General features: G+C 69.9%; 19 protein-coding genes. 16 read left to right on the forward strand and 3 right to left on the reverse strand.

Annotation, left to right across the window (positions count from 1 at the left end; translation table 11 throughout):
• The first annotated feature begins 204 nt into the window (after nt 1–204).
• The 7 genes from rpsB (at nt 205) to ACPXB1_RS26120 (ending at nt 7,809) form a co-directional block, all read left to right on the forward strand.
• The gene (rpsB, locus tag ACPXB1_RS26090; RefSeq protein WP_355593739.1) at nt 205–1,110 is read left to right on the forward strand and encodes a 30S ribosomal protein S2; all 906 of its coding nucleotides are present in this window, start codon (nt 205–207) and stop codon (nt 1,108–1,110) included.
• A gap of 136 nt (nt 1,111–1,246) precedes the next feature.
• Entirely contained in the window at nt 1,247–2,074 is an 828-nt protein-coding gene (gene tsf, locus ACPXB1_RS26095; RefSeq protein WP_355593741.1) for a translation elongation factor Ts, read from the forward strand.
• 162 nt (nt 2,075–2,236) lie between these two features.
• Nucleotides 2,237–3,004 (forward strand): UMP kinase, encoded by a 768-nt coding sequence (gene pyrH, locus ACPXB1_RS26100; protein ID WP_355593743.1) that lies wholly within the window; start codon nt 2,237–2,239, stop codon nt 3,002–3,004.
• 86 nt (nt 3,005–3,090) lie between these two features.
• Nucleotides 3,091–3,648: a ribosome recycling factor gene (frr, locus tag ACPXB1_RS26105; protein WP_053652467.1), complete on the forward strand. Its 558-nt coding sequence runs from the start codon at nt 3,091–3,093 to the stop codon at nt 3,646–3,648.
• A gap of 405 nt (nt 3,649–4,053) precedes the next feature.
• Complete coding sequence (locus tag ACPXB1_RS26110) at nt 4,054–5,334, forward strand: phosphatidate cytidylyltransferase (RefSeq protein WP_425735907.1); 1,281 nt, start codon at nt 4,054–4,056, stop codon at nt 5,332–5,334.
• A 104-nt stretch (nt 5,335–5,438) separates the two neighbouring features.
• Complete coding sequence (gene rlmN / locus ACPXB1_RS26115; protein ID WP_355593747.1) at nt 5,439–6,596, forward strand: 23S rRNA (adenine(2503)-C(2))-methyltransferase RlmN; 1,158 nt, start codon at nt 5,439–5,441, stop codon at nt 6,594–6,596.
• Between the two features lie 31 nt (nt 6,597–6,627).
• The gene (locus ACPXB1_RS26120; RefSeq protein ID WP_355593749.1) at nt 6,628–7,809 is read left to right on the forward strand and encodes a DivIVA domain-containing protein; all 1,182 of its coding nucleotides are present in this window, start codon (nt 6,628–6,630) and stop codon (nt 7,807–7,809) included.
• Between the two features lie 88 nt (nt 7,810–7,897).
• Here ACPXB1_RS26120 and ACPXB1_RS26125 read toward each other — a convergent pair whose 3' ends face one another.
• A complete protein-coding gene (locus tag ACPXB1_RS26125; RefSeq protein WP_082377176.1) occupies nt 7,898–8,119 on the reverse strand; it encodes a DUF2631 domain-containing protein in 222 nt (73 codons plus the stop codon).
• Nucleotides 8,120–8,317: 198 nt separating this feature from the next.
• On the opposite strand from ACPXB1_RS26125, the gene ACPXB1_RS26130 reads away from it, so the two are divergent.
• Entirely contained in the window at nt 8,318–9,907 is a 1,590-nt protein-coding gene (locus ACPXB1_RS26130; RefSeq protein WP_425735908.1) for a Rieske 2Fe-2S domain-containing protein, read from the forward strand.
• Between the two features lie 208 nt (nt 9,908–10,115).
• On the opposite strand, the gene ACPXB1_RS26135 is transcribed toward ACPXB1_RS26130, so the two are convergent.
• Nucleotides 10,116–11,711, reverse strand: a complete 1,596-nt coding sequence (locus ACPXB1_RS26135; RefSeq protein ID WP_355593753.1) for a phytoene desaturase family protein — start codon at nt 11,709–11,711, stop codon at nt 10,116–10,118.
• Between the two features lie 92 nt (nt 11,712–11,803).
• Nucleotides 11,804–12,634 carry a YhjD/YihY/BrkB family envelope integrity protein gene (locus tag ACPXB1_RS26140; RefSeq protein ID WP_355593755.1) on the reverse strand — a complete coding sequence of 277 codons (831 nt, stop codon included), beginning with the start codon at nt 12,632–12,634 and terminating at the stop codon, nt 11,804–11,806.
• Nucleotides 12,635–12,685: 51 nt separating this feature from the next.
• Between ACPXB1_RS26140 and ACPXB1_RS26145 the strand changes: the two genes are divergently transcribed.
• The 8 genes from ACPXB1_RS26145 to ACPXB1_RS26180 all read left to right on the forward strand — a co-directional run bounded on the left by ACPXB1_RS26145 (nt 12,686) and on the right by ACPXB1_RS26180 (nt 24,454).
• Nucleotides 12,686–13,237 (forward strand): GNAT family N-acetyltransferase, encoded by a 552-nt coding sequence (locus ACPXB1_RS26145; RefSeq protein ID WP_355593757.1) that lies wholly within the window; start codon nt 12,686–12,688, stop codon nt 13,235–13,237.
• Nucleotides 13,238–13,723: 486 nt separating this feature from the next.
• A complete protein-coding gene (locus tag ACPXB1_RS26150; RefSeq protein ID WP_425735909.1) occupies nt 13,724–17,380 on the forward strand; it encodes a CARDB domain-containing protein in 3,657 nt (1,218 codons plus the stop codon).
• Nucleotides 17,381–17,631: 251 nt separating this feature from the next.
• Complete coding sequence (locus ACPXB1_RS26155) at nt 17,632–18,321, forward strand: Uma2 family endonuclease (RefSeq protein ID WP_425735910.1); 690 nt, start codon at nt 17,632–17,634, stop codon at nt 18,319–18,321.
• A gap of 152 nt (nt 18,322–18,473) precedes the next feature.
• Entirely contained in the window at nt 18,474–19,685 is a 1,212-nt protein-coding gene (dxr, locus tag ACPXB1_RS26160) for a 1-deoxy-D-xylulose-5-phosphate reductoisomerase (protein ID WP_355593763.1), read from the forward strand.
• Nucleotides 19,685–20,935: a M50 family metallopeptidase gene (locus ACPXB1_RS26165; protein WP_355593765.1), complete on the forward strand. Its 1,251-nt coding sequence runs from the start codon at nt 19,685–19,687 to the stop codon at nt 20,933–20,935. Before dxr ends, ACPXB1_RS26165 begins: the two co-directional genes overlap by 1 nt.
• 9 nt (nt 20,936–20,944) lie before the next feature.
• Nucleotides 20,945–22,117 carry a flavodoxin-dependent (E)-4-hydroxy-3-methylbut-2-enyl-diphosphate synthase gene (gene ispG, locus ACPXB1_RS26170; protein WP_355593767.1) on the forward strand — a complete coding sequence of 391 codons (1,173 nt, stop codon included), beginning with the start codon at nt 20,945–20,947 and terminating at the stop codon, nt 22,115–22,117.
• Nucleotides 22,118–22,300: 183 nt separating this feature from the next.
• A complete protein-coding gene (locus ACPXB1_RS26175) occupies nt 22,301–23,524 on the forward strand; it encodes an MFS transporter (protein ID WP_355593769.1) in 1,224 nt (407 codons plus the stop codon).
• Between the two features lie 90 nt (nt 23,525–23,614).
• Complete coding sequence (locus ACPXB1_RS26180) at nt 23,615–24,454, forward strand: GNAT family N-acetyltransferase (RefSeq protein ID WP_355593771.1); 840 nt, start codon at nt 23,615–23,617, stop codon at nt 24,452–24,454.
• Nucleotides 24,455–24,690 lie beyond the last annotated feature (236 nt).

Here is a 24,690-nt window from a genome sequence, read left to right on the forward strand (position 1 = left end):
GGGGGCGGGGGAGGGGCGTACACTGGTCGACTGGCGACCGCCTTGCGCGGTCGACCTCGCGCGCCCTCTCCACGAATCGTCGCGGAGCGACGGCCTCCCTGGTCCCGATCTTGGTCGGGTCCACCATGGGCCGGCGACCAGGCGCCAGGACGCCCGGTCACCGGCCGGGCGTGACAACCAGGGACCTTGAGGAGTACCCCAACCATGGCCGTCGTGACCATGCGTCAGCTGCTGGAGAGCGGTGTCCACTTCGGGCACCAGACCCGGCGCTGGAACCCGAAGATGAAGCGCTTCATCATGACCGAGCGCAACGGCATCTACATCATCGACCTGCGCCAGACCCTCGACTACATCGAGAAGGCGTACGAGTTCGTGCGTGGGACCGTCGCCGAGGGTGGCAGCATCCTCTTCGTCGGCACCAAGAAGCAGGCCCAGGAGGCCATCGCCGAGCAGGCGACGCGGGTCGGTCAGCCGTACGTCAACCACCGCTGGCTCGGTGGCATGCTGACCAACTTCCAGACCGTGTACAAGCGGCTCCAGCGGATGAAGGAGCTGGAGGGCCTGGGTGACCTCAGCGGCACCGCCGCCGGTTACACCAAGAAGGAGACCCTGCAGCTCTCCCGCGAGAAGATCAAGCTGACCCGCACCCTCGGTGGTCTGCGGGACATGCAGAAGCTGCCGGCCGCGGTCTGGATCGTCGACACCAAGAAGGAGCACATCGCCGTCGACGAGGCCCGCAAGCTGGGCATCCCGGTGATCGCGGTGCTGGACACCAACTGTGACCCGGACGAGGTCGACTTCCCGATTCCGGGTAACGACGACGCGATCCGCTCGGCCGAGCTGCTGACCAAGGTCGTCGCCGCCGCCGTCGCGGACGGTCTGATCGCGCGTTCCGGCCGTCGTCGGGGCGCTGACGAGAAGCCCGAGGGTGTCGCGAGCGACGAGCCGCTGACCGAGTGGGAGCGCGAGCTTCTCGAGCCGAAGAAGGCCGACGAGTCGGCCGCCCCGGCCGAGCAGCCGGCCGCTGCCGCCGCCGAGCAGCCCGCCGCTCCGGCCGAGCAGCCGGCGCAGGCCGCCACCGAGCAGCCGGCGACCGCGACCGCGGAGTGATCGCACCGTCGCTGCCCCGCCGTCCGTTTTCCGGAAGACGCGGGGCAGCGGCGGTACGCCGGGCACGAACCGCCCGGATCCGGGTAACCGGCACCTCTGACCATCCACACGCCGTCTCAACATCGAAGAGAGAGCCATGTCCCAAATCACCGCCGCGGACGTCAAGAAGCTCCGCGACCTCACCGGCGCCGGCATGATGGACAGCAAGAAGGCGCTGACCGAGGCCGAGGGCGACTTCGACAAGGCCATCGAGATCCTGCGCGTCAAGGGCGCCAAGGACGTCGGCAAGCGGGCCGGCCGTACGGCCGCCAACGGCCTGGTCGCCCACTCCGGCAAGGCGCTTCTGGAGCTCAACTGCGAGACCGACTTCGTCGCCAAGACCGAGTCGTTCATCGCGCTGGCCCAGCAGCTCGTCGAGCACGGCGAGCGCGCCGGCGTGAGCACCGCCGAGGAGCTGCTCGCCACCGAGCTCGACGGCAAGGTCGTCGCGGACCTGATCCAGGAGCAGTCCGCCAAGATCGGCGAGAAGCTGGTGCTCAACCGGTTCGCCCGGGTCGAGGGCACCACGGCTGTCTACCTGCACCGCAAGGCGCAGGACCTGCCGCCGGCCGTCGGCGTGCTGGTGGCGTACACCGGCAAGACCGACGAGGCTGGCGACGCCGACGCCCGTGGCGTCGCGATGCAGATCGCCGCGATGCGGCCGAAGTACCTCACCCGGGACGAGGTTCCGGCCGACGTCGTCGAGGCTGAGCGGCGCATCGCCGAGCAGACCGCCCGCGAGGAGAACAAGCCCGAGGCTGCCCTGCCGAAGATCGTCGAGGGTCGGGTGAACTCGTTCTTCAAGGACTACGTCCTGATCGAGCAGGCGTCGGTTGCCGACAACAAGAAGTCGGTGAAGCAGATGCTGGCCGAGGCCGGCATCGAGGTCACCCAGTTCGTGCGGTTCGAGGTCGGCCAGGCCTGAGCCGCCACCGGGTGCCGTGGGCGCCCGTGGGCAGGAGACGTTGACGAGGAGGCCGCCGGTGTACGTGATAGCCACCGCGGCCTCCTCGTCGCATAGGGTCGGCAGCGGCAGGTTCGCGGTAACGCGACGCACGGGGCGTGCGCGTGGGGGAAGGCGGGGCGGATGACGCAGGTTGTGAGTGACCGGACGCTGGCGGTGGACGATCCGACGGCGCCGCCGCCCGGCCGGGCACGCCGGGTGGTGCTGAAGCTGTCCGGTGAGGTGTTCGGCGGCGGGGCGATCGGCGTCGACCCGGACGTCGTCCAGGCGATCGCCCGGCAGATCGCCACAGTGGTCCGCCGAGGCGTGCAGGTCTCCGTGGTGGTCGGTGGCGGCAACTTCTTCCGTGGCGCGGAGTTGCAGAAGCGTGGGATGGACAGGGCCCGCGCCGACTACATGGGCATGCTCGGCACCGTGATGAACTGCCTCGCCCTTCAGGATTTCCTGGAGAAGGAGGGCATCGAGACCCGGGTCCAGACCGCGATCACGATGGCCCAGGTCGCCGAGCCGTACATCCCGCTGCGGGCGATCCGGCACCTGGAGAAGGGCCGTGTGGTCATCTTCGGTGCGGGCGCGGGCATGCCGTACTTCTCGACCGACACGGTGGCCGCCCAGCGGGCGCTGGAGATCCGGGCCGACGTGGTGCTGATGAGCAAGAACGGCGTGGACGGCGTCTACACCGCCGACCCGCGGGTCGACCCCACCGCCAGTAAGTTCGACTCGATCACCTTCTCCGAGGTGCTGCAACGCAACCTGCGGGTGGCCGACGCGGCGGCGTTCAGCCTCTGCATGGAGAACGGCCTGCCGATGCTGGTCTTCGGTGCGCAGGGTGACGACACAATCATCCGCGCGGTGGGTGGCGAGAAGATCGGCACCTTGATCACCGCCTGATCCCGCCCCTCCGGGGCACCGGCAACGGTGGCCCTGACGACTTTCCGCAGAGCCCACGACGAGCACAGAAGGAGGCGAGGAGACCGGTGATCGACGACACCCTCCTTGAAGCCGAGGAGAAGATGGAGCGTGCGGTTGAGCACGCCAAGGAGGAGTTCGGCGCGATCCGTACCGGCCGCGCCAACCCCGCCATGTTCTCCAAGATCATCATTGACTACTACGGCACGCCGACGCCGCTGACCCAGATGGCGTCCGTCGCGATCCCCGAGCCGCGGATGGCCATCATCAAGCCGTACGACAACTCGCAGATCAACGCGATGGAGAAGGCGATCCGCGACTCGGACCTCGGGGTCAACCCGAACAACGAGGGCAACCAGCTGCGCATCCTGCTCCCGCAGATGACCGAGGAGCGCCGCCGCGACATGATCAAGGTGGCCCGGCACAAGGGCGAGGAGGCCAAGGTGGCCATCCGTAACGTCCGCCGCCGTGGCAAGGAGGAGCTGGACCGGATCGTCAAGGACGGCGAGGCCGGCGAGGACGACGGTCGCCGCGCCGAGAAGGAGCTGGACGACCTGACCCAGCGCTACGTGGCCAGCGTCGACGACCTGGTCAAGCACAAGGAGACCGAACTGCTGGAGGTCTGAGGACCATCCCCGGCCGCCGCCGGGTACGCAGTCGACGTGAGGCCCGACCCGATCCCGGGGCCGGGCCTCGTGTCGTACCGACGGCTGGTGGAAGACCAGCCTCACCTGCCGACCGGATAGGCATCGGCGGATCGACTGTCGACGTGGCGCGGTCGTCGACAGCGAGGCACCCGAGCCGATGTCGGCGTCGCGGCGCTCGGCGGAAGCGGGGAGCGGGCTGGGGCCCTCGTCCGCTTCGCCCCGGCCACGTGTGCAGTAGGCTCGTCAGGATTCCCGGCCACCAGGCGGTGAACACCGGGAATCGACCGACCGTCGGGGCGGTCAAGTCGGAGGAACATCGCGCTTGTAGGGGATGCTTGTGGTCTTGCGTCATGTGGTGGTTCTCGTGCCGCGTCGCGGTGCGTGATGTCCCGCCCCGACCCCTACACAGGTGAGCCTCCCGGCTGGGACCGGCCGGAGCGCCGGGTTGCCCTGCCCTGGCCCGAGCCTGAGCTTGAGGCAGGCCAGTGGAACAGCCGTCCGGCAGCAGGCCCCGAGGTGTACGCCGAGCCGCGTACCCGTCCGGACGCCCAGCCGCACCTGGCAGAACCGTACGCCGAGCGTGATCGGCCCGCCCGCCCCGACGACCGCCCGCCGGCGCCCGACGGCCCGGTTCGTCACGAGAACGGCGCCGGGCCGATCCGTTACGAGAACGGCGACGGGCCCGTTCGCCACGACGATGACGCAGGCTTTCCCACAGTCCAGCTCGCGCCGATCGGCGCAGACCTCGGGCCGGACCCGGTGACCGAGCCGACGCCCCCGGCCGGTCGGCGGCCGAAGGGCCGGCGGCGGGCCAGCGTCGACCGACCGGCCACCCACCAGGTGGGTACGGGGCGTGCCGGCCGGAACCTGCCAGCGGCCATCGGTGTCGGGCTCAGCCTCGGCGCGCTGATCGTGGTGCCGCTGGTCTTCTACCCTCTGGCGTTCCTCGTGGTGGTCGCCGCCGCTGTCGCCGTCGGCATCTGGGAGATGGCCCGGGCGGTCCGGCGCAGTGGCGCGCACCCGCCGCTGGTGCCGCTGATCGCCGGTGGCGTGCTGACCATCGGCCTGGCGTGGTTCGCCGGCCCGGACGCGTTGAGCCTGGGTCTGCTGGTGACCGTCCTGGGCACGATGATCTGGCGGTTGGGTGACGGTCCGGCGGGCTTCCAGCGTGATCTCACAGCGGCCACCCTGATCGCCGTCTACGTGCCGTTCCTCGGTGGGTTCGCGGCGCTACTGGCGGCGGCCCCCGACGACGGGCCGCTGCGCATCCTGGTCACGTTGGTGGCGGTGGTCCTGTCCGACACCGGTGGGTACGCGGCCGGCGTCTCGTTCGGCCGCCGTCCGATGGCGCCGTCGATCAGCCCGAAGAAGTCCTGGGAGGGGTTCGCCGGCTCGGTCACCGCGGCAGCGCTGGGTAGCGCCGTGCTGCTGTGGGTGCTGCTCGATGTGGCCCCCTGGTGGGGTGCCCTGTTCGGGGTGGCTGTCTCCGTCGCGGCGGTCCTCGGAGACCTGGCCGAGTCGATGATCAAGCGGGATCTCGGCGTCAAGGACATGAGCAACCTGCTGCCCGGTCACGGCGGCCTGATGGACCGGCTGGATTCGATCCTGTTCGCGCTGCCGACGGCGTACCTGTTGCTGGTGATCTTCGTGCCGGTGGTGGGGTGAGGCATGTATCTCGGGGGTCCGACCTTCTCGAGACGTCCGCGGGGGCGGGTTCGGGACCTCCGGCCGGGTGCGCACGGCCGAAGGCGTGACACACTGGACCAGCCATGACAAGCCTGCCGCTGATCCCCGCCCTCTCGGATGCCTCCGCCGCACGCCGGGCCTCCATGCCGCCCCAGCACCTCGCTGACCTGGACCTGGCTGGCCGCCAGGCGCTGGTCACGGAGCTTGGTGAACCCGCGTTCCGCGCCCGCCAGGTCTCCAACCACTACTTCGGGCGACTGGTCCGCGACCCGCAGGAGATGACCGACCTGCCGGCCGCCACCCGGGAACGGCTCGCCGGCCAACTGCTCCCCACGCTGCTCAATCCGGTCCGCGAGCTGGCCTGTGACGACGGCGCGACCCGCAAGGCGCTCTGGCGGCTGCACGACGGCGCGTTGGTGGAGAGCGTGCTGATGGGCTACCCGGACCGGGTCACTGTCTGCATCTCCAGCCAGGCGGGTTGTGGCATGGCCTGCCCGTTCTGTGCCACCGGGCAGGCCGGGCTCACCCGCAACCTGTCCACGGCCGAGATCGTCGACCAGGCCGTCTACCTGGCGGGTGTGGCGGCCTCCGGCGCGGTCGTCGGCTCACCGGCGCGGCTCTCGCATGTCGTCTTCATGGGCATGGGCGAGCCGCTGGCCAACTACAACCGGGTGATCGCGGCCATCCGTCGCCTGGTCAGCCCTGCTCCGGAGGGGCTGGGCCTGTCGCAGCGGCACATCACCGTTTCCACTGTCGGCCTGGTTCCGGCCATCCGCCGACTGGCCAGCGAAGACCTCTCTGTGACCCTTGCGTTGTCGTTGCACGCCCCCGATGATGATCTGCGCGACGAACTCGTGCCGGTAAACCAGCGCTGGAAGGTAGCCGAGGTGCTGGACGCAGCGTGGGACTACGCCGCCCGGACGGGCCGCCGCGTGTCGATCGAGTACGCGATGATCAAGGACGTGAACGACCAGCCGTGGCGAGCTGACCTGCTCGGACGGCTGCTGGCCGGCAAGTTGGCGCACGTGAACCTCATTCCGCTCAATCCGACGCCGGGCAGCCGCTGGGACGCGAGCTCGAAGCCGGTCGAGCGGGAGTTCGTCCGCCGGTTGCGCGACGCCGGGGTGTCCACCACCGTGCGGGACACCCGGGGTCGTGAGATCGACGGTGCGTGTGGCCAACTCGCCGCCGCCGAGGACACCGACACCTTCACCGACCGCGCCGGAGAGGCACCGGCGTGACCGGGCGTGGCGAACGAGACCAGGAGACATAGTGGCGAGTCAGGGTCAGCGTTTCCGGCGCAAGGCGCTCCGCCGGGGATACAAGGTCGACGAGGTTGACGCCTTCCTCGACCGGGTCGAGGCGACGCTCGACGGCCGTCAGGTCGGCGCGCCGGTGGCCTCCCAGGAGGTCCACGACGTCGTCTTCCGGGTCCGGTTCAACGGCTACGACGAGTGGCAGGTCGACCTGCACCTGGACCGGGTCGAGCGGCAGTTGGCCGAGATGGAGGAGCGCAGCAGCGCCGGGCGCGGTGCCGACCCCCGGATGCCCGACCGGATGGGCCCGCCGGACCGGATGGGTCCGCCGATGCGCGACGACCGCGGCATGCAGCCCCTGCCTCCCCGACCGATGCCGCCGGTGCAGGCCGGGCCGCCCGCCGATCGCTACGGCCGCTACGACGAGCCCACCGGCGCGTTCGCCGGCGGTTACGACAACCCCCGGGGCGGGTACGACGCGCCGCGCGGCCCGGGTGGCCCCGGTCAGCTGGGCCCGGGTGGCCCGATGGGTGGGCATGGCGTCCCGCCTCGTGGCCTGCCCGCCGGCCCCGGTGGCTACGGCCCCGACGATCAGCGGATGCCGGGCGGTTACGGCCCTCCCGATGACCAGCGGATGCCCGGTGGCTACGGCCCTCCCGATGACCCGCGTGGCCCGGGTGGCTACGGTCCTCCGGACGACCCGCGTGGCCCGGGCGGCTACCCGCCGGAGGAGCCGGCGCGCTTCGACGGCTTCGAGGCAGGCCGGCACGGTCGCGCCGACATGACCGCTGAGATCCGGATGCCCGAGCGGGACCTGCGCGACATGCGTCGTGGCCCGGCCGGTCCGCCCCCGATGCCGCAGCAGGGCATCGGTGGTCCGCCGATGGCCGGTCCGCCCGCCGTTGCCGGTCCGCCGATGGGTGGCCCGCCGATGGCCGGCCCGCCCGGCAGCGACCTGTATCGGGTCGACCAGATCCGCCGCAGCTTCCAGGTGCGCCGGTTCGGCAGCGGGTACGACCCGGACCAGGTGGACCGGTTCTTCGAGACCCTGCTCGGCGGAATGCAGGGCCGCAACCAGATGCCTGTCAACCCGAAGGATCTGGACACGCTCCGGTTCGGCCTGGTGCCCGGCGGCTACTTCGAGGCCGAGGTCGACGCCGCACTCAAGGACGTACAGGACATCCTCTTCGGCCGCTGACGCCGACGACGCGTACGGACGAGGGCCCGTCCCCCGGGTGGGGGCGGGCCCTCGGCGTCGTCAGCCGGTCGTCCGGCGGCCGGTCGGGTCAGGAACGCAGGCCGTTGCGCCGCAGCACGGCGTCGCCGATCACGATGATCAGCAGCAGCGCGGCCAGGCCGACCAGCCAGATGTCTTCGACCCTGCCCTCGTGGTTGCCGCAGATCATCGCCAGCAGCGCCAGCGCGGTCACCACCGCGCCGATTCGCCCGGACTTCCGGTGCCCGGGCTTGTGCTGGTCTGGCGACGTTACCGGCTCGCTTCCTGCCACTGTCGGTCCTTCCCTCGCGATCGGATCTTTGGTTAGTCTGGCACGCCTCCTGCCCGGGGCGACGCGGTGGGGGTTTCCTGGTCGTCCGGCCCGGCCCAGTTGGGCCTGATGGCACTACGGGCGTCGCGGGGCGGAGGCCAGACTCGCTCCGGTAGCGTTTGTCGTACACCTGATTGTCTGTTTGAGGGGGACTGTGCGGTGCGAGTGACCGGAACCGGGCACGCCAGCATGCGGATCGACACTGCCGCGGGCAGCATCCTGTGCGACCCATGGGTCAATCCGGCCTACTTCGCCTCCTGGTTCCCCTTCCCGGACAACTCCCTGCTCGACTGGGAGACGCTGGGGCAGGTCGACTACCTGTACGTCTCCCACCTGCACCGGGACCACTTCGACGCGAAGCACCTGCGGGACTTCATCTCCAAGGACGCCACTGTCCTGCTCCCCGAGTTCCCCACCTCGGAGATGGAGGACGAGTTCCGGGCGCTGGGCTTCACCAAGTTCCTGAAGGCGCCGAACGAGCAGGTGGTGGAGCTTCCCGGCGGCCTGAAGATCATGATTCAGGCGTTGACCAGCCCGACCGACGGGCCGATCGGCGACTCGTCGCTCTGGGTCGAGTACGACGGGGTGCGGCTGCTCAACCAGAACGACGCCCGCCCCACCGACCTGAGCGTGTTCGCCGAGCTGGGGCACGTGCACGCGCACATGCTCCAGTTCTCCGGTGCGATCTGGTACCCGATGGTCTACGAGTTGCCGCAGGCGGCGAAGACCGCGTTCGGCAAGCAGAAGCGGGACCGGCAGTTCGACCGGACCTGGCGCTACATCGACGACCTGAAGGCCGACCACGTCTTCCCGATCGCCGGGCCGCCGTGCTTCCTCGACGACGCGCTGTGGCAGTTCAACGACATCCACGGCGACGAGGGCAACATCTTCCCCGACCAGTCGGTCTTCCTCTCGGAGTACGCGAAGGTCGGCGGCACCAACGGGATCGTGCTGCTGCCGGGCAGCGTCGCGGAGGTCACCACCGACGGCGCGACCACCACCCACCCGGTGCCGATCGAGGAGTTCTTCGCGAACAAGGTCGCCCACCTGGAGGAGATGCGGGAGCGCAAGCGCCCGATCATCGAGGCGGAGAAGGCGTCCTGGCGGCACCCCGAGGTGGATGTGCTCGGCCAGATGAAGAGCCGGATCGAGCCGCTGCTCGAAGAGTCGATCTACCTGGCCAAGGGGGTCGGCGGTCCGGTGCGCTTCGACCTGGTGGGCACCGACGACTCCGGCGGGGAGACCGTTGAATCCATCGTGGTGGACTTCCCGGGCCAGGAGGTCCGGCCGTACGCCGACGAGAAGGTCCGCTACCGGTTCCGGACCGAGCGGGCGCTGATCGAGCACCTGCTGTTCATCGACGAGGTGGACTGGGTCAACTCGCTGTTCCTGTCCTGTCGCTTCTCGGCGGCCCGGATCGGCCAGTACAACGAGTTCGTCTACGCGTTCTTCAAGTGCCTCTCCGAGGAGCGGCTCCAGTACGCGGAGGGCTGGTACGACGAGCACGAGCGCAGCACCGACGCCGAGGACATCACGTTGGGCGACTGGGTGGTGCAGCGCCGCTGCCCGCACCTGAAGGCCGACCTGACCCGGTTCGGCATCGTCGAGGGCGACCAGCTCACCTGCCAGCTGCACGGCTGGCGCTTCGACCTCCCCTCCGGCCGCTGCCTGACAAGCGTCGGCCACAAGGTGAGAGCCCACCGGGTAGACGCAGAAACCCCAGCCCCCGCAGGGGAAGCCTTGGCCTAACCGCAGGCCGCCCTCGGGCTGACCCCGCTGATCCCCGGGCTGCCTCGCTGGTACCCGTCGATCATGGAGTTGTGGTGGGTGACAAACGCCGCTTTCGTTCCCACAACGGGCACCACAACTCCATGATCGACGGGGCCGGGGCCGGGGCCGGGGCCGGGGCCGGGGCCGGGGCCAGGGCCAGGGCCAGGGCCAGGGCCAGGGCGGGGGGTTAGCGGTTTAGGTCTTTCAGGATTCGGCGGGCTGCGTTGTGGCCGGCGGCGCCGATCACGCTGCCGGCCGGGTGGCAGCCGGCGCTGCCGGCGTACAGGCCGTCGACGCCTGTGGCGTAGGGCATCCGGTCGGTGAACGAGACGGTGTTGTCGACGTGGTGGATGTGCCCGCCGGTGATGCCGAAGTGCGCTTCGATGCCGGGCGGCGCCAGTGGCACCGCGTCGGCGATCAGGTCACCGGTGCCGGGCGCGTACCGCTCGACGATCTCGATGAGCCGGTCGGTGTAGCCGGGCAGTTCCGCGTCCCACGTGGTGCCGGCCAGCTCGTAGGGCACCGACTGCACGAACAGCGCCGACGAGTGGTGGCCGGCGGCGTCGGAGAGCGACGGGTCGACTGTCGTGTGCAGGTACCACTCGATAGTGGGCTCCGCCGGAAGCCGTCCGGCCTGCACGTCCGCCCACATGGCGCGCAGCGCGGTCATCGGTGAGGTGGTGTCCCCACCGACAAGCGACGCCGAGCCGGGCAGCAGGTGGATGGTCGAGCCGAACGGGCTCGGCGCGTCCGCAGGCAGGCAGGCGAACCGCGGCAGTCCGGTCAGCGCCAGGTTGAGCTTCAACGTGGTGCCGGGCCGGCGGACCGCCGCCATCCGCTCGCCGAGCGCCGCCGGCAGCGCGCCGTCGGGCACCAGGTCCATCAGCCGGTACGGGTCACACGCGCCGAGCACCACGCCGGCGGTGACCTGCCGGCCGTCGGCCAGTACGACACCGCTCACCGCGCCACCGTCCAGTGTCACGGCGCTCACCGGCGTACCCGTCAGGATCGTCGCCCCGGCGGCGCGCGCGGCCCCGGCGAACGTCGCGGAGACGGTGCCCATTCCGCCTTCGACGATCATCCAGGTGCCGCCGGAGCTGGGGAGCCTGCACATGTTGTGCACAAGGAAGTTGTGGCCGGTGCCGGGGTCGTCCGGGCCGGCGTTGAGGCCGGAGAGGCCGTCGGTGACGGCGTACATGCTGATCAGCAGTTCGGAGCGGAACTCGAACCGGGCCAGGTAGTCCGCGACCGAGCCCCGGACCAGGTCGACGAAGACCTGCCGCAGTGCCGGGCGGACGTGCCGCTCGGCGGTCTCCTCGGCGCTCAGCGGCTCGGTCAGCCACGCCGGGGCGAGGTCAGCGCGCAGCGCGGCCAACTCGTCCTGCATGGCGTCGTCGGCGGCCACGTCGGCGGGGGAGAAGAACTCGACGAGCTGCGCCCGGTTGGCGGCGGTGTCGCTGCCGGCCAGCAGGTACGGCGAGCCGAGGCCGCCCGGTGTGGGCAGGAAGTAGTGCGGGTCGCGTCGCATGACCGGGATGCGCACGTCGAGGGTGGCGAGCAGTTCCGGTGGCATCAGCCCGAGCAGGTACGAGCCTGTGGAGTGGCGTAGGCCCGGGACCTTCGGGAACGGGTTCTCGGTGCGGGCCGCACCGCCGATCACGTCGGCCGCCTCCAGCACGAGGACGTCCAGGCCGGCGCGGGCCAACAGGATGGCGGAGGCCAGGCCGTTGTGCCCGGCGCCGACGATCACGACGTCGGCGCGTGCGGGAAGTTCGCTGCTCATGCCGCGCCAGCCTAGTCGCCAGCCATCCGTTCGGTGAGCCCTTCCGCTGCTGGTCGCGCCCGTGGCAGGCCACCTGCCAGGCTGCGGCGTGATCACCCTGCGCGCTTGGCCCGCCAGTGCGAGAGGGCCAGGGTGGCGGAGTAGCCAGCCAGCACGATCACGTGGAACAGGTAGAGCCAGAGGAGAACGGCGACACCGGCACCGATCTCGTCGAAGCCGCCGAACGGCACGCCAAGGTCCAGGGGAAGCGAGGCGAAGAGCACGAAGCCGTGCATGAAGCCGGACAGGTTGGCCGCCGTGAACGAGCCGATTCCGAGCGTGGAGAGCCAGTCCGGTGAGGCCGGCCCGACCACCCGGAACACCCACATCAGCACAGGTGTGAGCACCAGCCAGACCGCCAGGAACGACAGCACCACACCCAGCGCGCCGGCCCAGCCGCCCTGCCGGACCAGGCGGGTGGTGAGCGGCAGCGCCAGCAGGATCGACAGCAGCAGCGCGGGGGCCGGCGCGAGCAGTGGAAGCAGCAGCAGGCGGCCCCGCCAGCCGACCAGGTGCTCGTCGGTGCGGGGCGCCGCCACCGAGATGAACGCCCGGCGCAGGCCCTCGCCGTACAGCGACGCGGGCAGCAGCGACGCCAACGCCAGGAGCGGTGTCAACTCCACCCCGGCGGTGACGAGCGCCTCCACAGCCCGGGGCGCGCCGATCGCGGTGGGCAGGGCCTCCACGGCGTACGAGGTGAGCCGGCGTACCCGATCGGCCCCGGCGACAAGAGAGGTGAGCCAGATGGCGAGCAACGCCACAGGCACCACGGCTATCGCCCCGTAGAAGGTGATCGCGGCGGCGTGCAGCGACAGGTCCCGTCCACGTACGGGACGGAACGCGGCACTGGTGATCCGCTTCGCCCGCTGCCATCCGCTGCCCATCGCAATCTCTTTCCCTGGCGGGGAGTGCGTCACTCATTAAGATCGCCTGCCATGACGGTTGCCACCACCGAACGCCTGATCCTGCGCGACTGGACCGCCGCCCCGGCCGACCTCGCCCGCATCTACGACATCTACTCCCGTCCCGAGATCACCCGCTGGTTGGGGGTTTCGCCGGGGCTGCCGATGACCGACCCGGCGCAGGCTGCCGACCGGCTGAAGATCTGGCAGGACCGGCACGCGGACGACGGCGGCCGGTATGGCACCTGGGCGATCGAGGTACGCGACACCGGTGTGGTGGCGGGCACGATACTGCTCAAGCCGCTGCCAGGGCAGGACGAGGTGGTGCGTACCGACGACATCGAGATGGGCTGGCACCTGCACCCGGATTCACAGGGCCACGGGTATGCCACCGAGGCGGCCCGCGCGGTCCTGGCGCGGGAGTTCGCCACCGGTACGCGGGAGATCTACGCGGTCGTTTCGCCGGGCAACGAGCCGTCGATGGCGGTGTGCCGACGGCTCGGCATGGCGCATGTGGGCCGGCGCACCGACTGGTACGGCGGCGAGGAGTTGGAGACGTTCGTGCTGAGCGCCCCGGCCGGCTGATCAACCACCCGCTGGGCGAAGGCCCCCTGTCGACGCTTGTCGACAGGGGGCCTTCCTGTCGTCCGGGCACCGAGCAGATGGGTAGCTGTCAATAGTCACGGCAGTCGAAGCATTGACGCTCCCGTAGCACGTCAGTAACATCTGCTCAACCTTATGCAAAATCTCGACAAAGACGTGCCTGATTCCTCGCATAAGGCCGCAACTTCCAGAGCCGCGCCCGGGCCCCGCCGCGCCCTTCCCCACCCTTCCACCCACCCCACCCCGTCGATCATGGAGTTGTGGTGGGTGACAAACGCCGCTTCCGTTTTCATAACGGGCACCACAACTCCATGATCGACCGGGCGAGGGCGGGGTTACTCCCCCCGCGGCTGGCGCGGCGGCCCGCGTCGGTCGGTCACGCGCCGAATCACGCCCACGCCGTGTCGAGCCGCCGCGGCACCGTCCCCCAACGACAGGACAGTGATGAGACGAACGAATCTGTTCAGGATGGTGGCGGCGCAAGTCGCGGCCATGATGATCGCGACGGCCGGGTCGACGGTGGTCGCGAACCCGGCAGGCGCCTCACGCCCGGCCGACACGACAGCCGCGTCGAGCGCCGGCTTCGCCCCGGCGGCCACAAACCTCGCCCAAGGCCGCCCCACCCAGGAGAGCGGCCACGCCGACGTCTACGACTCGTCGAGGGTCGTCGACGGCAACCCGGGCAGTTACTGGGAGAGCGTCAACAACTCCTTTCCCCAGTGGGTGCAGGTCGATCTCGGCTCGTCGCAGACCGTCAACCAGGTCGTCCTGAAGCTGCCGACCTCCGGTTGGGCTACCCGGACGCAGACGTTGAGCGTGCAGGGCAGCGCCAACGGGTCGTCGTTCAGCGACATGGTCGGGTCGCAGACGTACACATTCAATCCGGCCAGCGGCAGCACGGTCACGATCAACGTCAACCCGGCCGCCGCCCGCTTCGTGCGGATCACCATCACCGCCAACAGCGGCTGGCCGGCAGGGCAGCTCTCCGAGCTTGAGGTGTACGGCGGCACCGGCGGTGACACCACCGCGCCGAGCGTCCCGGGCACTCTGTCGCAGAGCACGTCAGGCAACACTGTCACCCTCAACTGGGGTGCCTCGACCGACTCCGGTGGCAGTGGGCTCGCCGGCTACAACGTCTACCGCGACGGCAGCCTGATCGCGACGCTGGGCACCGTCCTCACCTACCAGGACACCCAACCCTCGACGGCGACGGTGTCCTACCACGTGCGCGCCCGCGACGGCGCCGGCAACCTGTCCGGCAACAGCAACACCGTCACCCGGACCGGCACCCAACCTCCCGCCTGCACCAACGTGGCCCAGGGCAAGAGCATGACGGCGACCGGCTCCACCTTCACCTTCACCCCCGAGAAGGCGAACGACGGACAACTCACGACCTACTGGGAGGGCGCGGCCAGCTATCCGCAGAACCTGACAGTGGCGTTGGGCGCGAACCACTCCATCTCCCGTGTCACAGTCAAGCTCAACCCGGACCCGGCGTGGGGCACCCGTACCCAGACCATCCAGGTTCTCGGCCGGGACCAGGCCTCGTCGGCGTACACCAGTCTGGTGTCGGCGGCGGGTTACCAGTTCGTCCAGGGATCCAACACGGTGGCCATCCCGGTCAGCGCGACCACCGCGGACGTGCAGTTGCGGTTCACCGGCAACACCGGCGCCCCGTCCGGCCAGGTGGCCGAACTGGAGGTGTGCGGCACCCCGGCGCCCAACCCGGACCTGGTCGTCAGCTCGGTGACCTGGTCGCCCACGTCGCCGAGCGAGGTCAGCCCGGTCACGCTCTCGGCCGTCGTGCAGAACATCGGATCCGCCGCCGCCGGGGCGACCACTGTGAACTTCAGCCTTGCCGGCGGGGTCGTCGGCAGCGCCACCGTTGGCGCCCTTGGCGCGGGCGCCTCGACCACAGTGTCGTTCAACGCCGGGACCCGGTCGATGGGCAGCTACGCCGTCGCGGCGGTGGTCGACCCGGCGAACACGATCGTCGAGCAGAACAACGGCAACAACAGCTTCACGGCGGCGTCGCCGCTCGTGGTCGGGCAGGCCCTCGGCCCGGACCTCCAGGTCCTCAGCATCGCCTCCAACCCGTCGAACCCGGCCGTCGGGGCGTCCGTCACCTTCACCGTGGGGGTCCGCAACCGCGGCACCGCCGCGACCGGCGCGACAACTGTGACCCGGCTGGTGGTGGGCGGCACCACGCTGAACACCACCACAGCCCCGATCGCGGCCGGCGCGACCGTCGCCGTGGCCGTCACCGGCAGTTGGACCGCCACCAGCGGCGGCGCCACCATCACCGCAACCGCCGACGCCACGAACGTGGTCACCGAGACCAACGAGACGAACAACGCCCTCAGCCAGTCGATAGTGGTCGGGCGCGGGGCCGCCGTCCCGTACGTCTCCTACGAGGCCGAGTCCGCCCGCTACCAGGGCACGCTGTTGGAGACCGACCCGCTGCGCACCTTCGGGCACACCAACTTCGCCACCGAGTCCTCGGGCCGCAAGTCGGTACGCCTGAACAGCACCGGCCAGTTCGTCGAGTTCACCTCCACCAACCAGGCCAACTCCATAGTGGTGCGTAACTCCATCCCGGACGCGCCCGGTGGCGGCGGCATCGAGGCGACGATCAGCCTCTACGTCAACGACGTCTTCTCCCGCAAGCTCACCCTGTCGTCGCGGCACAGTTGGCTCTACGGCAACACCGACCAGCCGGAGTCGTTGACGAACACCCCGCAGGCCGACGCCCGACGGTTGTTCGACGAGTCCAACGCGCTGCTGGCGCAGTCGTACCCGGCCGGCACCCGGTTCAAGTTGCAGCGCGACTCGGGCGACACCGCCTCGTTCTACGTCATCGACATGATCGACCTGGAGCAGGTGGCACCGGCGGCGAGCCAGCCCGCCGAGTGCACCTCGATCACCTCGTACGGCGCCGTACCCAACGACGGGCTCGACGACACCGCGGCCATCCAGCGTGCGGTGACCGACGACCAGAACGGCGTCATCAACTGCGTCTGGATCCCCGCCGGGCAGTGGCGGCAGGAGCAGAAGATCCTCACCGACGACCCGCTGAACCGGGGTACGCACAACCAGGTAGGCATCAGCAACGTCACCATCCGGGGCGCCGGCATGTGGCACTCGCAGCTCTACACGCTCACCGAGCCACAGAACGCGGGTGGCATCAACCACCCGCACGAGGGGAACTTCGGCTTCGACATCGACAAGAACACCCAGATCTCCGACATCGCCATCTTCGGCTCCGGGCGGATCCGGGGCGGTGAGGGCAACGCCGAGGGCGGCGTCGGACTCAACGGTCGCTTCGGCACCGGCACCCGGATCAGCAACGTCTGGATCGAGCACGCCAACGTGGGTGTCTGGGTGGGCCGCGACTACGACAACATCCCCGACCTGTGGGGGCCGGCCGACGGGTTGCAGTTCACCGGCATGCGGATCCGCAACACCTACGCCGACGGCATCAACTTCAGCAACGGCACGCGCAACTCCCGGGTCTTCAACTCGTCATTCCGTACCACCGGCGACGACGCCCTCGCGATCTGGGCCAACCCGTACGTCAAGGACCGCAACGTCGACATCGCCCACGACAACCACTTCGTCAACAACACCATCCAGTTGCCCTGGCGGGCCAACGGCATCGCCATCTACGGCGGCTACGACAACTCGATCGAGAACAACCTGATCTACGACACCGCCAACTACCCGGGCATCATGCTGGCGACCGACCACGACCCGCTGCCCTTCTCCGGCACGACGCTCATCGCCAACAACGGGCTCTACCGCACCGGCGGCGCCTTCTGGAATGAGGACCAGGAGTTCGGCGCCATCACCCTCTTCCCCTCCACCAGGGACATCGTCGGGGTCACGATCCGCGACACCGACATCGTCGATTCGACGTACGACGGCATCCAGTTCAAGAACGGCGGCGGCAACATGCCGAACGTCGCCATCACCAACGTACGGATCGACAGGTCCAACAACGGCGCCGGCATCCTCGCGATGAGCGGCGCGCGCGGCAACGCCAACCTGACGAACGTGACAATCACGAACTCGGCCGACGGCAACATCGTCGTCCAGCCGGGCTCGCAGTTCGTCATCACTCCCTGATCCACACGCCTTCATGGAAATCGGGGTGTCCGCGCGCTGCGGACACCCCGATTTCCACGAACCCGAGTTGATCGTCGCTGCCGGCGCCGGCTGTGGGCGTCGGGCTCGTCTCGCGGGCGCCGGCTGTTCTCGCCGAGGTCCGCCGCGCCGCGCGACTGCTTCGGACGGACCAGGTGTGCGATGGCGCGTTTCGCGGGCTGCGGTCGCTAGGCTGAGCCGAGGAGGATGGTCCGCTGAGGGGGTGAGTCCGGATGGCCCAGGCAGCGTTCGAGCCGCAGCCGCAGCCGCAGCCGCAGCCGCAGCCGCAGCCGGCGCCGGAGCACGCCGAGCCGTCGTTCGACGTGTTGCGGTGGCACGACGAGCCGTGGACCGCGCAGCTCGCCCTCGACCTGTTGCCGGAGACCAACGGCCCCAAGGTTGAGGTCCTGGGCGGAAGCGTGATCGTGACACCACATGCCGGGTACGACCATCAGGACGCGGAGCTGGATCTCGCGTATCACCTCAAGCAGGCAGCCCGCCGCGCCAAGCTGTGGCTCTACCTGGAGACGAACGTCGTCTCGGGTGAGGATCTTTTCATCCCCGACATCGTCATTCTGGACGTGCCGGGCGGCGGCCGAACGACGATGGATATCAGGCATGCCGTGCTGTTGGGTGAGATCGTCTCTCCCGGGAACCGACGCAAGGACATCATCGATCGGCCGCGCGAGTACGCCGCAGTCGGCGTGCCTTTCTTCCTCCGTGTCGACCTGCGCAATCGGGTTCCGACCCTGGCGCTGTACGAGTTGACCGAGGGGGAGTACCGGCCGGTCGCCGCCGCTGCTGCCGGCACGCGATTCGTCATGCGGGAACCGTTTGAGTTTTCCATCGACCCCGCCGACCTGCTCGGTGAGGAGGCACCGCCGGAGACGGCGGCCACCGACTCTGCCGACGGCACGGCTTGATCGACACGGGTTCATGGAAATCGGGGTGTCCGAAGGGTGGGGATACCGCGATTTCCGTGCCGGCGAGCCGATCATGACGAGGTGGGGACGTCGGGCGGGCAGGGGTTGAGGCTCCCAGCGGGCGCGCAGCGGGGGTGGGGAAGAATGGTCCCGTGACTTCCCCCCGCGACCTTGTCCTGCTCGGGTCAACCGGTTCGATCGGCACGCAGGCCATCGACATCGTTCGGCGCAACCCGGACCGGTTCCGGGTGGTCGCGGTGGGTGCGGGCGGCGGCAACGTCGAACTGCTCGCCGCCCAGGCACTGGAGTTGGGTGTCGATGCGGTAGGGGTGGCGAAGGCGTCCGCCGCGCAGGACCTCCAGCTCGCGTTCTATGCCGAGGCGAGCCGGCGCGGCTGGGCCACCGGCGACTTCAAGCTTCCCAAGATCGTGGCCGGCCCGGATGCGATGACCGAGTTGGCGCAGTGGCCGTGCGACATCGTGCTCAACGGTGTGGTCGGCTCGCTGGGCCTCGCTCCTACGCTTGCCGCGCTGCGCTGCGGCCGTACTCTCGCCCTGGCCAACAAGGAGTCACTCGTGGCCGGCGGCCCGCTGGTCAAGGCCGCTGTGACGCGGCCGGGGCAGATCGTGCCAGTCGACTCGGAGCATTCGGCGCTGGCCCAGTGCCTGCGGTCGGGGACGCGCGGCGAGGTACGCCGGTTGATCGTCACGGCCAGCGGCGGCCCGTTCCGGGGTCGGGGCCGCGACGAGTTGACGCAGGTCACACCCGAGCAGGCTCTCGCGCACCCGACCTGGAACATGGGCCCGGTCGTCACGATCAACTCCGCCACCATGGTCAACAAGGCCCTTGAAGTGATCGAGGCGCACGAGCTGTTCGACGTGCCGTACGCCGACATCACAGTGATGGTGCACCCCCAGTCGGTGATCCACTCGATGGTCGAGTTCGTCGACGGCTCGACGATCGCCCAGGCCAGCCCACCGGACATGCGGCTGCCCATCGCGTTGGGCATCGGCTGGCCGGACCGGGTGCCCGAGGCAGCCGCCGCTGTCGACTGGACGACCGCGCACACCTGGGAGTTCGCGCCGCTGGACGACGCGGCGTTTCCGGCCGTCGCCCTCGCGAAGGCCGCGGGGGAGACCGGGCGCTGCCGTCCGGCGATCTACAACGCGGCGAACGAGGAGTGCGTTGCGGCCTTCGTGGCCGGCCGACTGCCCTTCCTCGGCATCGTCGACACCCTCGAGCGCGTGTTGGAGGACGCTCCTGACTTCGCCGAACCAGGTACCGTCGAGGACGTGCTCGCCGCCGAGTCGTGGGCACGCGCGCACGCGCAGGAGATCATCGCGGGTTCGGTGGAAGGAGCTTGATGTCGTACCTGCTCGGGGTGGTTCTCTTCGCCCTGGCCATCCTCATCTCGGTGAGTCTGCACGAGGCGGGGCACCTGCTCACCGCCAAGGCATTCGGGATGAAGGTCACCAAGTACTTCGTCGGCTTCGGCCCCACCATCTGGTCGTTCAAGCGGGGTGAAACCGAGTACGGCCTCAAGGGCATCCCACTCGGCGGCTTCTGCAAGATCGTCGGAATGACCCCGCAGGACGACGACGTCGAGCCCGGCGACGAGTCGCGGGTGATGTGGCGCTACCCCGTCTGGAAGCGGACCATCGTCATGGCCGCCGGGTCGGTCACACACTTCGCGCTCGCCCTGATCACCATCTGGATCCTCGCGGTCTCCGCCGGCCTGCCCAACCCGGACTTCCCGACCACCGACGCGCAGGCCCGCCAGGAGCCCGCTGTCATCCAGCTCAGCGACTGCGTGGTGCCGGAGAACGCGGTGCGGGCGTGCACCCCGGCCGACGCCGCAAGCCCGGCAGCTCAGGCGCAACTGCGCGACGGCGACCGGATCACCTCGATCAACGGCACCCCGATCAACAACTACGGGGACATGCTCACCACGCTGCGCAGCCTCAAGCCTGGTGACACCGCGCAGATCCAGTACGTGCGTGACGGGCAGCAGGGCAACACCAGCACCGTGCTCGCGCAGACCCAGCGTCCACCGCTGGACAACCCGACCGGTGCCGCCGGGCCGGTGGCCGCGCTCGGCGTCGGCCTCGTTCCCAGCACCCCCACCCGCGTGACGTACGGGCCGGTCGGCGCCTTCGGAGCCACCGCCGACTTCACCGGCCAGTTGGCCGTCGGCACCGCCCAGGCCCTGCAACGCCTGCCGCAGAAGGTCCCCGCCCTGTGGACCGCCCTCACCGGCGGCGAGCGGGACATCGACACCCCGATCAGCGTGGTCGGCGCCAGCCGGCTCGGGGGCGAGGCCGTGGAGAACAACGCCTGGCTGGTCTTCTTCATGCTCTTCGTGTCGCTGAACTTCTTCATCGGCGTGTTCAACCTGCTGCCGCTGCTGCCTGTGGACGGCGGCCACATCGCCGTCGCCTGGTTCGAGCGTGCCCGCTCCTGGGTCTACGCTCGGATCGGCCGGGCCGACCCCGGTCGGGTCGACTACCTGAAACTGATGCCCTTCACGTACGCGGTGATCCTCATCGGTGGCGCGTTCACGCTGCTGACAATCGCCGCGGATGTCGTCAACCCGATCACGCTCTTCTCAAGGTGAGTGCCTGAAGTGACAGCAATCAGTCTCGGTATGCCCGCCGTACCGCCCCCGCCGCTCGCTCCTCGCCGGGCCAGCCGTCAGATCATGGTCGGTCCGGTCCCCGTCGGCGGCGGCGCGCCGGTTTCCGTGCAGTCGATGACCACCACCCTCACCTCCGACGTCAACGCGACCCTCCAGCAGATCGCCGAGCTGACGGCGTCCGGCTGCCAGATCGTCCGGGTGGCGGTGCCCTCGCAGGACGACGTCGAGGCGCTGCCCGCGATCGCCAAGAAGTCGCAGATCCCGGTGATCGCCGACATTCACTTCCAGCCGAAGTACGTCTTCGCCGCCATCGACGCCGGCTGCGCGGCCGTCCGGGTCAACCCGGGCAACATCCGCCAGTTCGACGACAAGGTCAAGGAGATCGCCCGTGCCGCGAGGGCGGCGGGGGTGCCGATCCGGATCGGCGTCAACGCCGGCTCACTGGACAAGCGGCTGCTGGCCAAGTACGGCAAGGCCACCGCCGAGGCGCTCGTCGAGTCGGCGCTGTGGGAGTGCTCGCTGTTCGAGGAGCACGGCTTCCGCGACATCAAGATCTCGGTCAAGCACAACGACCCGGTCGTGATGATCCGCGCGTACCGGCAGTTGGCCGAGCAGTGCGACTACCCGCTGCACCTTGGTGTCACCGAGGCCGGCCCGGCGTTCCAGGGCACCATCAAGTCGGCTGTCGCCTTCGGCGCGCTGCTGGCCGAGGGGATCGGCGACACCATCCGGGTGTCGCTGTCCGCCCCGCCGGTGGAGGAGATCAAGGTCGGCAACCAGATCCTTGAGTCGCTGGGTCTGCGCGAGCGCGGCCTGGAGATCGTCTCCTGCCCGTCCTGCGGGCGCGCCCAGGTGGACGTCTACAAGCTGGCCGAGGAGGTCACCGCCGGCCTGGAGGGGCTGCCCGTGCCGCTGCGGGTCGCCGTCATGGGCTGTGTCGTCAACGGCCCCGGCGAGGCCCGCGAGGCCGACCTCGGCGTCGCCTCCGGCAACGGCAAGGGCCAGATCTTCGTCAAGGGGCAGGTCGTCAAGACGGTGCCCGAGGCGCAGATCGTGGAGACCCTGATCGAGGAGGCGCTGCGCATCGCCGACGAGATGGGCGCCGAGCTTCCCGAGGAGTTGCGCGGCCTGGTCACCGGCCCGACCGTCACCGTGCACTGACTTTCCATTTGGGAAAGAGCGGCCGTTCCCCCACGGGAGCGGCCGCTCTTTCTGCATGCCGGCCCACCTGTGCGGCCCGCTCACGCTGGTCGTCGGTGCCGTTCATCATCACCTGACGTAGCGCGTTCATCGCCGACAAGAACGGGGCTGCAAACCGTACGTACGTCTTGTTACGGTATCGGCATGCGGCTGCTTCCACCGTCCGGTCCGGCCCGGACGCTCACCCTGGGCACCCTGGTCAAGACGATCGGGCGGGGCCTCTGGCTGGTCTCCAGCGCGCTCTTCCTCACCCGCTCCGTCGGGCTCTCGCCCACCCAGGTGGGTATCGGACTGACCATCTCGGCGCTTGTCGGCGTCCTGGCCAGCGCCCCGAGCGGCTACCTGGCCGATCGGGTCGGGCCACGGGGCATGCAGGTCGGGGCACTTGTCGCCGCCGGCACTCTCACCACGGGCCTGATCGCCGTTCGGTCGTTTCCCGCATTCCTGGTGGTGGGTGCCGCCACGGCACTCGCCGACGCGGTCGAGCGCGGTGCCCGCGGCGCGCTGATCGCCGGCACGGTCCCCGCCGACCAGCGGGTCCAGACCCGCGCGTACCTGCGGGCCACCACAAACGTCGGCATCTCCGTCGGTGCCGTCCTCGGCGGCTTCGCCATCGCCAGCGACACCCACACCGGATACGTCGCACTGATCCTCACGGCGGCGGCGGCATCGCTGGTCGCGGCGGCCGTCCTCCTCCGGCTGCCCACCGTCGCCCCCGTCGCCGCACCGACACACGGGCCCCGTCTGATCGCCCTGCGGGACCGCCCGTTCCTCGTATTCACCCTGCTCGACGGACTGATGTCCATGCACTTCAGCCTGCTCACCATCGCGCTGCCGCTCTGGATCGCCGGGCACACACGCGCATCCCTGTGGATGATCTCCGTGTTGACGCTTGTCAACACGGCGCTTGTGGTGCTCCTTCAGGTGCGCGCCGCACGCGGCGCCGACACTCTGCTCGGCGCCGCCCGCTCCTCCCGCCGAGCCGGCGTGGCCATCGCGCTGGCCTGCCTGCTCTTCGCCGCCAGCGGCGCCCTACCCGCGGCCGGCGCCATCGGACTGCTCTGCTGCGGGTCGCTGGTGCACGGCACCGGCGAGCTGTGGCACTCCGCCGCCGGCTGGGGCATCTCCTTCGGTCTCGCTCCGGCCGACGCGCAGGGGCAGTACCAGGGCACGTACGGCATGGGCTACGAACTGGGAAAGATGCTCGCGCCGGTCGTGGTGACCAGCCTCGCCCTCGGTTGGGGCGTGCCGGGATGGGTTGCGCTCGGTGGGCTGTTCCTCCTCCTCGGCGCCCTGGTACCCCCGGTTGTCCGGTGGGCCGCACGCACCCGCACGACCGTCCCTTCGGGCGAGACGGTGGCCGTCTGAGGGTCCGACCCGCCCGGCTGGTGACCGTCTCCTGCTCGGCCTCGCCACTCGGCCGGCGAGGTGGCAGGTTGATCTGGCAGGCTGGTGGTCGTGCTGACGGTGCCGGTACGGCAACTGGGAGAATCGGAACGCCGCGCGGTCGAACGCCTGCTCGACCGCGACCCGTTCGCGGGCGCGCAGGTCGCCGAGCGGATATCCGCGCGCGGGCTGTCCTGGTGGCGGGCCGAGGGCAGAATTCTGGGGTACGGCGCGCGACGCAACCTCGAATCACTCTGCTGGCTCGGCGGCAACCTCACCCCCGTGCTCGCCAACGACGCCGCCGTGGCGGCCTTCGCCGACCTGCTCGCCGGCGAGGAACGGCTCTGCTCATCCATCGTCGGGCGCGCCGACGCCGTCCTCGGTCTCTGGGACCGCCTGTCCGGCACGTGGGGCCCCGCCCGCGACGTGCGCCCCAACCAGCCGCTGTTGGCCACCGAGACGCTGCCGACCATCCCCGCCGACCCAGAGGTACGCCAGGTCCGCTCCGGCGAGGTCGACAAACTCTTTCCGGCAGCCGTGGCCATGTACACCGAGGAGGTCGGAGTCTCGCCACTTGCCGACGACGCCGGCCGCAGCTACCGCCGCAGGGTCAACGACCTGGTCCGCTCCGGCCGCGCTTACGCCCGGTTCGTCGACGGCACTGTCGTGTTCAAGGCCGAACTGGCAGTCGTGACCAAGCGGACCGCCCAAGTCCAGGGCGTCTGGGTGGCACCGGAGTGGCGCGGCCGGGGCATCGCCGCCGCCGCCATGGCCGCCGTCGTCCGCGACGCGCTGCTGCGGGTCGCCCCGACAGTCAGCCTGTACGTCAACGACTTCAACCTGCCGGCCCGCCGGGTCTACGAGCGCTGCGGCTTCCAACCCATCGGCACGCTCGCCACCGTCCTCTTCTGACCGCGGTGAGGTCGGCCCCTTCGGGGTACGGCCTCAGCTTCGGAGGCAGGCACGCTCAGCGCTCGGATTCTGGCGCTGCGCTCTCGGTTCACGTATGCCGATGGCCGGCACCCCTCGTGTTGGGGGGTGCCGGCCATCAGTCAGTGCGTCATGCGGGTGGGGTCAGCTGTTCCAGTGCTGGGCGACGAGGTCGGCGGCCTGCTGCTCCCACTGGGCGTAGGCGTCCGGGTAGGCGG

Source organism: Micromonospora sp. DT68 (genome assembly GCF_049847245.1).
In the GTDB taxonomy this organism is placed as follows: domain Bacteria; phylum Actinomycetota; class Actinomycetes; order Mycobacteriales; family Micromonosporaceae; genus Micromonospora; species Micromonospora profundi.